At 72.6% G+C, this 13,157-nt stretch carries 11 protein-coding genes; 7 read left to right on the top strand and 4 right to left on the bottom strand.

From position 1 onward, the window contains the following. Window positions 1-20: 20 nt before the first annotated feature. The 4 genes from ACFOYY_RS34885 to ACFOYY_RS34900 form a co-directional block, all read right to left on the bottom strand. The gene (locus ACFOYY_RS34885) at window positions 21-1,682 is read right to left on the bottom strand and encodes a hypothetical protein (RefSeq protein WP_386195420.1); all 1,662 of its coding nucleotides are present in this window, start codon (window positions 1,680-1,682) and stop codon (window positions 21-23) included. Between the two features lie 64 nt (window positions 1,683-1,746). Continuing rightward, window positions 1,747-2,697, bottom strand: a complete 951-nt coding sequence (locus ACFOYY_RS34890) for a carbohydrate kinase family protein (RefSeq protein WP_386195422.1) — start codon at window positions 2,695-2,697, stop codon at window positions 1,747-1,749. Window positions 2,698-2,704: 7 nt separating this feature from the next. Continuing rightward, window positions 2,705-3,643: a pseudouridine-5'-phosphate glycosidase gene (locus ACFOYY_RS34895; RefSeq protein ID WP_352011553.1), complete on the bottom strand. Its 939-nt coding sequence runs from the start codon at window positions 3,641-3,643 to the stop codon at window positions 2,705-2,707. Between the two features lie 117 nt (window positions 3,644-3,760). Beyond that, on the bottom strand, window positions 3,761-4,825 hold the full coding sequence (locus tag ACFOYY_RS34900; RefSeq protein ID WP_386195424.1) for a YeiH family protein: 1,065 nt from the start codon (window positions 4,823-4,825) through the stop codon (window positions 3,761-3,763). Between the two features lie 70 nt (window positions 4,826-4,895). On the opposite strand from ACFOYY_RS34900, the gene ACFOYY_RS34905 reads away from it, so the two are divergent. The 7 genes from ACFOYY_RS34905 to ACFOYY_RS34935 all read left to right on the top strand — a co-directional run bounded on the left by ACFOYY_RS34905 (window position 4,896) and on the right by ACFOYY_RS34935 (window position 13,114). Further along, the gene (locus ACFOYY_RS34905) at window positions 4,896-5,792 is read left to right on the top strand and encodes a LysR family transcriptional regulator (protein ID WP_352011555.1); all 897 of its coding nucleotides are present in this window, start codon (window positions 4,896-4,898) and stop codon (window positions 5,790-5,792) included. A gap of 254 nt (window positions 5,793-6,046) precedes the next feature. Next, window positions 6,047-7,264, top strand: a complete 1,218-nt coding sequence (locus ACFOYY_RS34910) for a cytochrome P450 (RefSeq protein ID WP_386195426.1) — start codon at window positions 6,047-6,049, stop codon at window positions 7,262-7,264. Continuing rightward, window positions 7,261-7,473 (top strand): ferredoxin, encoded by a 213-nt coding sequence (locus ACFOYY_RS34915; protein ID WP_352011557.1) that lies wholly within the window; start codon window positions 7,261-7,263, stop codon window positions 7,471-7,473. Before ACFOYY_RS34910 ends, ACFOYY_RS34915 begins: the two co-directional genes overlap by 4 nt. Before the next feature lie 43 nt (window positions 7,474-7,516). Continuing rightward, on the top strand, window positions 7,517-8,227 hold the full coding sequence (locus ACFOYY_RS34920) for a response regulator transcription factor (RefSeq protein ID WP_352011558.1): 711 nt from the start codon (window positions 7,517-7,519) through the stop codon (window positions 8,225-8,227). A gap of 3 nt (window positions 8,228-8,230) precedes the next feature. Then, the gene (locus ACFOYY_RS34925; RefSeq protein ID WP_352011559.1) at window positions 8,231-9,589 is read left to right on the top strand and encodes a sensor histidine kinase; all 1,359 of its coding nucleotides are present in this window, start codon (window positions 8,231-8,233) and stop codon (window positions 9,587-9,589) included. Between the two features lie 232 nt (window positions 9,590-9,821). Next, window positions 9,822-11,009 carry a glycosyltransferase gene (locus tag ACFOYY_RS34930; protein ID WP_362775902.1) on the top strand — a complete coding sequence of 396 codons (1,188 nt, stop codon included), beginning with the start codon at window positions 9,822-9,824 and terminating at the stop codon, window positions 11,007-11,009. Further along, window positions 11,006-13,114, top strand: coding sequence for an ArnT family glycosyltransferase (locus ACFOYY_RS34935; protein WP_386195429.1), 2,109 nt, complete (start codon window positions 11,006-11,008; stop codon window positions 13,112-13,114). Before ACFOYY_RS34930 ends, ACFOYY_RS34935 begins: the two co-directional genes overlap by 4 nt. Window positions 13,115-13,157 lie beyond the last annotated feature (43 nt).

Raw genomic sequence — 13,157 nt, forward strand, 5'->3', positions numbered from 1 at the left:
CCCCCCCCCCCGTCCGCCCGTCAGGACGGCAGCTGGGCGTCCAGGCGGTAGCCGTCGACCGTGACGTACACCTGGTCCCCGGGGCGCGCGTTCAGGCGCATCAGCACCGGCTGCAGGGAGTCGAAGACGGGGTGGTCCCGCCACACCAGCACCACCGCGTTGTCGCCGGGACCGGTGACCGAGAGCAGGGTGCCCGGACGCATGCCGAGCTGGGTGGCGTACCCCTCGGGCACCGCGACCGGGGCGCCGCGCAGGTGCTCGCTGGTCACCTCTATCCGCTGCCAGCGGCTCGGGTCGGTGGCCGGGCTGGTCGGCGGGTGGAGCGGGGCGCGCTGGCTGGTGATGAGGTGGGGCCTGGTGTTGCCGGACAGGGCCGACAGCGTGGCCAGGGCGGCACGGGGGTCGATGGCGTTGGCGTTCACCTGCGGGATCGGCTGGCCGCCCCGGTGGTGGTGGTGCCCGTTGGCCCCGGGGGTACGGCGGGGCAGCTGCCTGCTGCCGGGCTCCGCGGCGGCGTCGGGGACGGCCGAGCCCCGCTCCGCGCTGGCGGCCAGGGCGTCGAGCCAGGCCTGCGCGGAGTGGGTGCGGATGCCGAGCCGCTGCTCCATCAGCGAGACCGTCTCGGAGTCGGCCGGTTTGCCGCCCATGAGCTGCCGGGTGCGGTCCCGCAGGCCGCCCAGGTCGCCGACGACGAGCCAGCCGTCCTGGAGCCGCCGGTCGGGCATGAGGGTGACCAGCACCCGCCACAGCGGGGTGCGCAGTGTGGGCACCTCGATGGGGTGGGCCGGGTCGGCGCCGATGAGCTGCTCCTGGGTGGCGGCGGCGCCGAGCCACTCGGTGAGCCCGAACATGTGGCCGGTGAGCGGGGCCGACTCCGAGGAGCGCAGCCACAGCAGGATGCGTTCCTCGGCGGCGCGCTGGGCGACCGACAGCGCGCCGAGGTCGGCGTTGAGCTTGTGGGCGAGGGCACGCAGGCTGATCGGGTCGACGGCGAACAGGCGGTCGACGGCGACCGCGCGTTCGAGAGGGCCCCAGTCGCGGAACATGTTGTCCACCAGGCCGACCAGCGGGTAGTCGCTGAGCCTGACCTGCGGCTCGGGCGCGGGGGCCTGCTGGGGTACGGCGGGTGCCTGCGGCTCCTGCTGCTCGGCCTGCGCGGGTGCCCCTGCCGACGCCTCCGCGGGTGTCGCTGCGGGTGCCTCCGCGGTGGGCCGTTCCGCCTGCGCGGACGACTCGGCGGCCGGGGGGACGGCGATCCCGGGGATCTGGCTGAGCACCTCACGGAAGACCGCGGTCATCACGGTCTCCGGGGTGGTGGGCAGGGAGGAGCCGCCCAGGTCTCCCGCGGTCAGGCGGCGCAGCCTCGACCAGCCGCCGAGGCCGGTGATCGCCGCGCGGGCGGGTTCCGGCCAGCCGGGCAGCGTGGGATCGACGGTGTGCACGTGCAGGGCCGGCAGGACGTCGCTCAGGGGGAGGTGGTCCCATCTGGACATCGAGAGCCGGGCCAGCCGGTCGCAGACCCAGTCGAGTCCGGCCGAGTTCAGGGCCTTGGGCAGGGTGACCGAGGACCACCATCCCGCGGGCAGGCGGGGATCGGCCAGGGCTTCGGCGACCTGCTGTGCTCTGCTCCAGCGCAGGGCCGGGACCAGATCGCTCAGGCAGATCGATGACTCGGCATCCATCGGCGGACCGCAACCTCCCCAAAGTGACACATGTGGCTAATGGTGCAGCCTACGCCGCAAGCTATCAATTAGCATGAGAGTGGGTAAAGCCGGTGGACGCCAAACCAGACGTGAGAATACGCGGCCGACCGCCGACCGCTGTCACGGCCTCGGCTCCGGCGCGGCGTCCCGCGTCCAGCGCGGCCTCGTCGTCGTCCCCTCTCAGGAGGGCGGTCAGCAGACCGGCGGCGAACGCGTCACCCGCTCCCGTCGAGTCAACCACTTCCGCGGTGAGTCCGGGAAGCCGTGCGGTCAACTTTCCTCTCCGCGCCAGCAACGCCCCGCCGGGGCCCAGCTTGACCGCCGCGGCGCCGTAGCGCAGGCTCAGCCGGCCCGCGGCGCTCTCCGGGTCGTCCGCGCCGGTCAGCAGCAGGGCCTCGTCCAGGTTCGGGATGACCAGCTGGGCGGCCGAGGTCTCCCTGATGAACCGCTCGGGGCCGAAGGAGCGCAGGAAACCGGTGGAGGCCGGGTCCACGCTGATCGACACGCCGTTCCGCACGGCCTGCTCCAGGGCGAGCCTGGACAGCTGCAGGCCCGGTTCGGCGAACAGGGTGTAGCCGGACAGGTGCAGGTGACCGACCCCGTCGAGCAGGTCCTCCTCCCAGTCGTCGGCGCAGATGTGCCCGCCGGCGCCCCGGTTGGTGAGCATGGACCGCTCACCCGTCGGATCGACCATGGCGATGACCACGGCGGTCGGGCGCTCGGGATCGACGCGCAGGTGCGTCCTGACCCCGCCGCGGCGCAGTTCCGCGGCGTGCCACTCCCCGGTGTCGTACCCGACCCTGGTTAGGATCCGCGCGTCCGCGCCCAGATGGGCGGCCCAGGAGGCGGTGTTGGCCCCCGAGCCCCCCGGGCGCAGCACGATGTCGGCGGCGGTGTCCGTGCCGACGGCCAGTCCGGAGAGCGCCGGACCCTCGTGCAGCGCGACGACGTCGGTGACGACGTCACCTATGACGAGCAGACCCGATCCGGCCACGATCGCCTCAGTTTCCCCGGCTCCAGGCCACCGCGATCCGTCCCGCGAGGCGGACGTTGCCGCGCACCGCGGCCAGGTTCGCCTCAAGCGAGGCGCCGTCCGTCCCCTTGACCAGGTACTCCAGCAGGAACGGGGTGATGGCCTGGCCGGTCACCCCGCGCTGCCGCGCCTGCGCGAGCGCCTCGGCCAGGACCCGGTCGTGCAGGGCCGGGTCGAGCTGCTCGTCCACCGGGACCGGGTTGGCCACGATCAGCGCGGACTCGGGCCCGTCGAGCGCGTCCTGGGCCCGCATGATCTCCGCGGCCTGCTCGGGCGTCTCGATGCGCCAGTCGACGGGCCGGCCGGAGGTGTGCAGGTAGAAACCGGGGAACTCACCGGTGCGGAAGCCCGCGACGCCGACGCCCCGGGTCTCCAGGCGCTGCAGGGTCGCAGGCACGTCCAGGATCGACTTCACGCCCGCGCAGACGACGGTGATCCGCGTACGGCTCAGCGTGTCGAGGTCGGCGGACTCGTCCTGGGTCTCGGTCCACTCACGGTGCACTCCGCCGAGCCCGCCGGTGGCGAAGACGCGGATGCCCGCCCTGGCGGCCAGGAAGGAGGTCGCCGAGACCGTCGTGGCGCCGCTTGAGCCGAGCGCGGCGGCGACCGCCAGGTCGCGGAAGCCGAGCTTGCGCAGGCCGGGCTCGGTGGCGATCCGTTCGAGGCCGTCCTTGTCCAGGCCGATCCGCGCCACGCCGTCGAGCACCGCGATCGTCGCGGGTACGGCCCCGGCCTCGCGGACGAGCCCCTCAAGTTCCCGCGCGACCTCCAGGTTGCGGGGCTGGGGCAGGCCGTGCGAGATGATCGTGGACTCCAGCGCCACGACCGGGGCGCCCTGCGCCAGTGCCTCGGCCACCTCGTCGGATGGGCGGAGCACGCTGTCGATGGGCTGCTCGGTGGTACGCATGAGCGGGTTCTGTCTCCTCGTCCTGCCTGGGTGGCTGCTCAGTGGAACCGGGTAAAGAAGCTGCTTGTTCCAGAAAGAGCACGTTACGGGGGATATCGGATGGCGTCTACCGGGACATCAGCCGATGGCGAGGACGCCGATCAGTGAGATAGCGCCGATGACAGCGGTCGCCAGCCCGCCGAGGGCCAGGGAACGGCCACCGCGCGCCAGCGTCCTGAGATCCACCCCGGTCCCCAGCGCGAAGAGCGCCGCCGCCAGCGACAGCGCGGTCACCTGGGGGACGATCTCGACGACCCCGACGGGGACGACTCCCAGGCTCCTGACCGCGACCGCCGCCAGGAAACCCAGCACGAACAGCGGCACCAGCGGCGGGCGCCGTACCCCGCTCCGGTCACGGCTGCGGTCACAGGCCGGGCGGCGCAGGGTGAGGGAGGTGAAGGCGACGAGCGGGGCGAGCAGCGCGACCCTGGCCAGCTTGACCATGACAGCGCAGGCGAGTACCCCGCCCCCGGCGGTCGCGCCTATGGCCGCGACCTGGGCGACCTCGTGCACCGAGGCGCCCGCCCACAGGCCGAGCCCGTACGGCGAGAGCCCGGCGAGCCGCGCGACCACGGGCAGGACGACGAGGGCGGCGCTGCCGTACAGGACGACGACGCCGACCGCGCCTGCCACGTCGTCGTCGTCTCCGTCGGCCACCTCATGCATGGCGGCGACCGCCGCGGCGCCGCAGACCGAGACGCCGGTGGCGATGAGCAGCGACCTGCGCGGGCTCACCCCCATTCGCGGGCCGATCCACCGGGTGAGGGCGAACGTGCAGACCGTCGAGACGGCGACCAGCGCCAGGGGCCGCCAGCCGAGCGCCAGCACCTCGGGCAGCGCGACCTGCAGTCCGAGCACCACGATCGCCAGGCGGAGCAGCCTGCGGGAGGCGAAGCGCAGGCCCGCGCCGAACACGGCGGGCGGTGTGGTGAGGCTGCCCAGCGCGACCCCGAGCACCACCGCGACCACGGCCGGGCTCACCCCGGGCAGCGCGCGGCCCGCCCACTGGGCGACGGCCATGGCGCACGCCGTCAGGGCCAGGCCGGGCAGGAGACGCAGGACCGCCACGACCTGGGGCGGGCCCGCGAGGAGTCCGGCAGGGGGCCGGTGGCGAGGGGAGGCGGAGAGCGGGAAGAGGGACATGTTCCGAGTCTCAAACCGGACAGGGGTGGCCGGTAGCCGCGCTCTACCTGGAAGGTCATAGCCTAGGGCTATGAGTGACCTGCCCGATCTGGAGTCCCTGCGGCTGCTCGTCGACGTCGAACGCCTGGGAAGTCTCGGCCAGGCGGCGAGGGCGGTGGGCATCGCCCAGCCGTCGGCGAGCAAGCGGATCATGCTGCTTGAGCGCCGCCTCGGGCTGCCCCTGCTCGAACGCACCCCGCGAGGCTCGACCCTCACCCCACAGGGCGTGATGATCGCGGCCTGGGCGTCGCAGGTGCTGGCCGCCGCGGAGGAGCTCATGCGCGGCGCGCGGGCCGTACGGCACGGCAGGGAGGCCCATCTGCACATCGCGGCGAGCATGACCGTGGCCGAGTACCTCCTGCCGCGCTGGCTCGGGGAACTGCAGACCCGCGAGCCCCAGGTGCAGGTCGGGCTGGACGTGCAGAACTCGGCGGAGGTCGCCAGGCTGGTCGGCGCGGGCATCGAGCTGGGCTTCGTCGAGGGTCCCTCGGTCCCGCAGGGACTGGCCTCCAGGGTGGTCGCGGCCGACCGGCTCGTCGTCGTGGTCGCGCCCGGCCATCCGTGGGCGCGCCGCCGTACGGCGCTGCTGGCGGCCGAGCTCGCGGCGACGCCGCTGGTCGTCCGCGAGCGGGGCTCGGGGACCAGGGAGACCCTGGACCGCGCGCTGGCAGGGCACGAGGTGGCCGCGCCCCGGCTCGAACTCGGCTCCAACGCCGCGGTCAAGGGGGCGGCCGGTGAGGGGGCCGCCCCGGCGGTGCTCAGCGGCTACGCCGTCGAGGGTGAGCTGGCCACCGGACGCCTGATCGAGGTCGTGACGAAGGGCATCGACCTCGAACGCCGGTTGCGCGCGATCTGGCGGCGGGGCCGTACGCCGACGGGACCGGCGGCGACGCTGCTGAGGATCAGCCTGGCGACCGCACGGGAGTGAGGTGTTCCCTTCGCCGTGCGGCTCCGGGAAGGGTGTCCGGCCCTGGTATGGACACCGGAGCGCCGCGGGCGAATCAGCCGCCCCACTCGACGAACAAAACCATCTACCTGCTGAATTAGTCCTCTTATATAGATTTGCCGGACATTTATTGCCATTATGCACTTTCTGGTTTATGTCATACCTTGACGGCTATTGCCCCCGTCCCTACTTTCATGTGGTAAGTGGAGTGGCTCGGTCCGTGAGGAGTAAGCCTTATGACCCAGAGTTTCCCCGTTCCCCGTACCTGCCCGTACGAGCCGCCGCCCGAGTACGCGCGTCTCCGGGAGGAGGGTCCGCTGGTCAGGGCGGAACTTCCCGGCGGCCAGGTCTGGCTTGTGACCCGGCACAGCGAGGCGCAGCAGGTTCTCATCGACCCCCGAATCAGCACTAATCCAACCAATCCGGGACATCCGATGGCCGCCCTGGTGATCGAATCCCCTTCCGAGGAGGAACTGCGCTTTCGGGAAAAGTATCAGCAGGGACATTTCGGTGATATGGATCCGCCCGGGCACACTCTCTACCGGCGGCTGCTGATCCCCGAGTTCACCGTCCGGCAGGTCAAGGAGATGCGTCCCGGCATTCAGGAGGACGTCGACCGGCTCATCGACGACATGCTCAAGCAGGGCTCCTCCGCCGACCTCGTCGAGGCGTTCGCGCTGGCCGTGCCGTCGCTGACGATCTGCAGGATGCTCGGGCTGCCCGAGGCGGGCGGCGACTTCTTCCGCGACCGGATGAACACGATGATCGCCGTCGGCAGCAGCTCGACGCAGGAGGCCGTCACGGCGGCCGCGGAGGTCTGGGAGTATCTCGACGTCCTGGTCACCAAGGCCGAGCGGGAGCCGGGCGACAACCTCGTCGGTCGGCTCGTGACGGCCGCCGGGCAGAGCGAGGAGATCTCCCACGACGCCCTGGTCGGCATGACGATCCAGCTGCTCGTGGCGGGGCACGAGACCACGGCCAACATGATCTCGCTCGGCGTTCTGACGCTGCTGCGCAACCCCGGTCACCTCGCCGCGCTGCGCGACGACCCGGCGGGCTGGCCGACGGCGGTGGAGGAACTGCTGCGCTATCTCTCGATCGTGGACTGGGTGGGCTTCGACCGGGTCGCGACCGAGGACGTGGAGATCGGCGGCCAGGTCGTCAGGGCGGGTGAGGGTCTGTTCGTCCTGGGCGCCTCGGCCAACCGGGACGCCCGCGTCTTCGACCGGCCCGACGACCTGGACCTCCGGCGCGGCGCGCGCAACCACATGGCGTTCGGGTACGGCGTGCACCAGTGCCTCGGGCAGAACCTCGTCCGCGCCGAGCTGGAGATCGCCTACCGCACCCTCTTCGAACGGATTCCCGGCCTGCGCGTGGTGGGAGCCGACGACGACCTGCCGTTCAAGTACGCCGGTGCGATCTTCGGCGTCCGTGAGCTGCCGGTGGCGTGGTGAACGCGAGGATCGTCGTCGACAGGGAGCGCTGCGTCGGCGCGGGGCAGTGCGTGCTCGCCGCGCCGGAGGTCTTCGACTCCGGTGACGACGGTCTGGTCAGGGTGGTGGGCGACACCGAGACCGAGACCGGTACCGCCGTCGCCGACGGCATCCGTCACGCGGTACGGCTCTGCCCGGCCAGGGCGCTCAGCCTGCGTGAGGACGGCTGAGGTCCTCATCCGTCTCTCATGAGAGCGGTCTACCGTTGGGGGCATGGGCGACGGTGAGACGGCGCGGGTGCTGGTCGTTGACGACGAGCCCGCGCTGAGGGAGGCGCTGCAGAGCAGCCTGGAGTTCGAGGGTTACCGGGTCGGCCTGGCCCAGGACGGTCAGGCCGCACTCGACGTCCTGCGGCGGGAGCCGTACGAGCTGGTCCTGCTCGACGTGATGATGCCGAGACTGGACGGGCTGACCGCCTGCCGCAGGCTCAGGGCGGCGGGCAACCACGTGCCGGTGCTCATGCTCACCGCCCGCGACGCCGTCGGGGACCGGGTCTCCGGGCTGGACGCGGGGGCCGACGACTACCTGGTCAAGCCGTTCGAACTGGACGAGCTGCTGGCCAGGGTCAGGGCGCTGCTGCGACGCGGGGCGCTGGCCGCCTCCGCCGCGCACGACGACGGCGACGCCGTGCTCGGCTACGGCGACCTGCGGATGGACACCGCCAGCCGGGAGGTGTCCAGGGCGGGCGAAGCGCTCGAACTGACCAGGACCGAGTACCTCCTGCTCGAACTGTTCATGCTCCACCCCCGCCAGGTGCTCACCCGTGACCAGATCCTCAGCCAGGTCTGGGGCTTCGACTTCGAACCCTCCTCCAACTCCCTCGACGTCTACGTCATGTACCTGCGCCGCAAGACCGAGAGCTCCGGGCTGCCCCGCGTGATCCACACCGTCCGCGGCGTCGGCTACGTGCTGCGGGCCTCCTGAGCCGTGAGAGGGAAACGCCGCTCCCTGCGCTCCAGGCTCACCCTGCTGGTCGCGACGGCGGTCGCGGTCGCGATCGCGGTGTGCGCGGCCGTCTGCTGGTTCATCGTCAGGTCCGAGCTGCTCGACCAGATGGAACGCTCCCTGAACGCGCCCAAGGGCCCCCAGGGCAACGAGTGGATCGAACGCAGCTGCGCGAGCCCCCCTCCCGAGCACCAGCCGCCCTTCCCCCGCTTCCAGCTCCTGCAGGCGATCGACACCGGCGGCGTCAGGTGCGTCATCGGCTACACCGGGGTCCGGCTCGTGCCGGGCGACCAGGCCGTGGCGAAGGCGCCGGAGGGCACGCAGCACTTCCGCGACGGCGTGACGGACGAGGGCGCCCCGGTCCTGGTGCTCGTCAGGAGCGTCGGTTCGGGGCTGGCGGTGATGGAGTCCCGGCCGCTGGCGGAGTTCCAGTCGACCCTCACCACGCTCGCCTGGATACTGGCCGGGGTCGCCGCGCTCGGCGTGGTCGGCGCGGCCTCGGCCGGTCTGTTCGTCTCCCGTACGGCGCTGCGCCCGGTCGGCCGCCTCGCGGAGGCCGTCGAGCACGTCGCCAGGACCGAGGACCTGCAGACCCGCCTCCCGGTCGAGGGAACCGACGAGATCGCCCGCCTCGGCGCCTCCTTCAACGCGATGACCACCGCCCTGGCCGCCTCCCGCGAGCGCCAGCGCAGGCTGGTCGCCGACGCCGGGCACGAGCTGCGCACGCCGCTCACCAGCCTGCGCACCAACATCGACCTGCTGCTGCGCAGCGAGAACACCGGCCGCCCGCTCGGGGCCGCCCCGAAACGCAGGCTGCTGGCCGGTCTCAAGGCCCAGTTCGAGGAGATGTCCACGCTGGTCGGAGACCTGTTGCAGCTGTCGCGCTCGGAGAGCGAGCACGAACCGCACGTCGAGGTCGCCTTCCACGAGGTGGTCGAGACCGCCGTGCGCAGGGCCAGGCTGCGGGCCCAGGAGAGCCCGATCCGGGTCGAGCTCGAACCGTGGTACGTGCGGGGGGAGCGGGCCGCCCTGGAACGCGCCGTGGTCAACCTGCTCGACAACGCGGTGAAGTTCTCCGAGGGCCCGGTCCTGGTACGGCTCGCGGCGGGGGAGCTGTCCGTCAGGGACCACGGCCCCGGCATAGCGGGGGAGGACCTGCCCTACGTCTTCGACCGGTTCTGGCGCTCCTCGTCGGCCAGGAGCATGCCGGGCTCCGGGCTGGGGCTGGCCATCGTGGCGCAGGCCGTACGGGACGCCGGGGGAGAGGTCGTCCTGGAGAACGCGGAGGACGGCGGTGTCCTGGCCAGGGTACGGCTTCCCGGCTCCCCGGGATCGGCCTGACCCGGGCATTCGACCCACCACTTGTCCCGAAATTTCCTGAAAAGTCCCGAGAAAGGGGCCTGGTTTGCGGGGACGGCTTCCCGGTTGTCTCGGGGTGTCCCGCCTCGCCCGTGGGTCCGCCGGTTTTCTCACCGGTCGTTAACGATCGGCTCAGGATCGCCCAAGGTCCCCCGATGAGCCTGGGGGACATGAGAGATCCGAGTCGTCACCCATGGGAGGCAGCGTGAAGCAGATGTCCGCGCCCGTGCGCACCCGGCTGGTCGAGATCGTCGTCCCCGTGCACAACGAACAGCGGGTGCTCGCCGAGAGCGTGCGCCGCCTGCATGACTACCTGTCGGGAAACCTCCCCTACGGCTTCCGCGTCACGATCGCGGACAACGCCAGCACCGACGCCACCTGGGAGATCGCCGTCGGCCTGGGCAGGGAGCTGCCCCACGTGCACGCCGTGCACCTGGACGCCAAGGGACGCGGGCGGGCGCTGCGCAGGGTGTGGTCGGCCAGTGACGCCGACGTGGTCGCGTACATGGACGTCGACCTCTCGACCGGCCTGGACGCCTTCCCGCCGCTGGTCGCCCCGCTGCTGTCCGGGCACAGCGACCTGGCCATCGGAACCCGGCTGTCCCGGGGCGCCAACGTCGTCAGGGGTCCCAAGCGGGAGATCATCTCGCGGACCTACAACCTGCTGCTGCGCTCGGCCATGGGAGCCCGCTTCTCCGACGCCCAGTGCGGCTTCAAGGCCGCCCGCACCGAGGTCGTCCAGGCGTTGCTGCCCGCCGTCGAGGACGAGGAGTGGTTCTTCGACACCGAGTTGCTCCTGCTGGCCGAACGGCACGGCCTGCGCATCCACGAGGTGCCCGTCGACTGGACCGACGACCCCGACAGCCGGGTGGACATCCTCAGGACCGTCCTGGACGACCTCAGGGGGATGGCCAGGGTCACCCGCAAGACCCTGTCCGGCGCGGCCAGGATCCCGGTGCCGCCGAGGGTCCAGCGGGCCCGGCTGCCCACCGGCATGGCCGGGCAGCTGCCCAGCTTCGCGGTGATCGGCGCGGTCAGCACCCTGGCCCACCTCGGGCTGTTCGTCCTGCTGCGGCTGGTGACGCCCGCGGTCGCGGCCAACGCCGTCGCCCTGCTCGTCACCGCCGTGGCCAACACCGCGGCCAACCGCCGCTTCACCTTCGGCGTCACCGGCCGCGCCGGCGCGCTGCGCCACCAGTTCGAGGGCGGCCTCGCCTTCCTGGCCGGTCTGCTGCTGAGCACCGGCGGCCTGGCCCTGCTGCACCGCCTGGCACCGGGCGCCCCGGCCGCGGCGGAGATCACCGCCGTCGTCGTGGCCAACGCCCTGGCCACCCTGATCCGTTTCCTGCTGCTGCGCACCTGGGTCTTCAACCCGCGCCGCACGAGGAGGCCGGGCCGATGACCACCACGGGGAACGACTCACCCGTCATCGACGACCCCGTCACGCAGCCCCCGGCCAGGGTCGGAAGGCCGCGCCGGATCCTCCTCGGCGCCCCCGGCGACCCCCGGTGGGCGCGTCCCGCCCTGTGGGCGGTCCTGGCGCTGGCCGCCGTACTGCACCTGTGGGCTCTCGGCCGCAACGGCTACGCCAACTCCTACTACTCGGCGGCCGTGCTGTCCGGCACCCGCAGCTGGAAGGCCTTCTTCTTCGGGGCACTGGACGCCGGGTCGTTCATCACCGTGGACAAGCCGCCCCTGGCGCTGTGGGTGATGGGGATCTCCGCGCGGGTCCTCGGGTTCGGGACCTGGAGCCTGCTGCTGCCCCAGGCCGTCGCGGGCGTGGCCGCCGTCGGCGTGACGCACTCGGCCGTACGGCGCGCCCTGCCCGGTACGGCGGGTCACGCGGCCGCGCTGATCGCGGCGCTGGTGATGACGCTGACCCCGATCACCGTGGCGATCAACCGGGACAACAACCCCGACACCGTCCTGGTGCTGCTGCTGGTGCTGGCGGCCTGGTGCTGCCAGGAGGCGATCCGCACCGGCCGTACCCGCACCCTCGTCCTGTCGGCCGTGCTCGTCGGCCTGGCCTTCAACACCAAGATGCTCCAGGCCTACCTGGTGCTGCCCGCCTTCACCCTCGTCCACCTCGCCACGGCCCCCGGAACGGTGCCGCGCCGCCTCGGTCGCCTGCTCGCCGCGGGCGCCGCGCTGGTGGTCTCCAGCGCCTGGTGGATGGTGGTCGTGGACCTGTGGCCCGCCGAAGATCGTCCCTACATCGGCGGCAGCACGGACAACTCCGTCCGGGACCTGGTCGTCGGCTACAACGGCCTCGGCCGGATCCTCGGGCAGGACTTCGCCGGGGGCGGTCCGGGGGAGGGCGGCCCCGGGGGCGGTGGCTTCGGGGGAGCGGGCTTCGGCGGCGCGTCCGGGGCGGGACGGCTGTTCAACGACGTCATGGCCGGGCAGATCTCCTGGCTGCTGCCCTTCGCCGCCGTCGCCCTGGCCGCCGGGCTGGTGCTCACCGCCCGTGCCCGCCTGCGCCCCGCCCGGGTGGCGCTGTTGCTGTGGGGCGGCTGGCTCGCGGTCCACTACACGGTGTTCAGCTTCTCCAGCGGCACCTTCCACCCGTACTACTCCACCGCCATGGCTCCGGCGGTCGCGGCGCTGACCGGGCTGGGCGGGGTGCTGTCGTGGCACGCGGGCCGGACCCGGCGCTCCTGGGCCTGGGTGCTGCCCGCCGCCCTGGCCGTCACCGGGGCGTGGGCGTTCACGGTGCTGCGCCGTACACCGGACTTCGTGCCCTGGCTGGCCTGGGCGGTCGCCGGGGTGACGGCGGTCGCGGTGGCGGCCACGGCGCTGTCCGGAGCGCTGTCCGGAGCGCTGTCCGGGATGAGGCCGGGATCCCCGCGGGGCCGCGCCCGGCTCCTGGCGGCGGCCGGCGTGGTCGCGGCGCTGTTCACCGGGCTGGCGGGTCCCGCGGCGTACGCGCTGACCCCGCTCGGCTCCGCGGTCAACGGCACCAACCCCACCGCGGGGCCGCAGACCGGCGGGTTCGGCGGGATGCGAGGTGGCTTTCCGGGAGGGTTCCCCGGCGACCGCCGGGGAGACCGTCCGGAGGGCCTCCCCGAGGGGTTGCCCAAGGATCCTCCCGAGGGTTCTCCCGAGGGCCTTCCCGGTGGTTTCCCCGGCGGGCCGGGAGGCGGCATGAGCGAGAAGACGATCGCCTACCTGAGGAAGAACATGGGCGGCGCGACCTGGCTGGTCGCGGTGAGCAGCGCGCAGGGTGCCTCATCGGCCATCCTGTCCACCGGCCTGCCGGTCATCGCCATGGGCGGCTTCGTCGGAGGCGACCCCGCCATGACGGTCGAGCGGCTCACGGCGCTGGTCGCCTCGGGGGAACTGCGCTACGTCATCCCCGGCGGCGGCCGGGGCGGTCCCGACTCGGGAGGCTCCGAGGTCACCGCGTGGGTGAGCGCCAACTGCGCCGTCGTGGCCCCCGCTGAGTACGGCGCCGAGTACGGCGGAGACACCCAGGACGGCCGGTCGCTCTACCGCTGCGGAGACTGACGACCGGGGCCGGGGCCCCTTGACTGGGCGGCCAGTCAAGTAG

This window comes from Streptosporangium jomthongense (genome assembly GCF_042650425.1).
Classification (GTDB): domain Bacteria; phylum Actinomycetota; class Actinomycetes; order Streptosporangiales; family Streptosporangiaceae; genus Streptosporangium.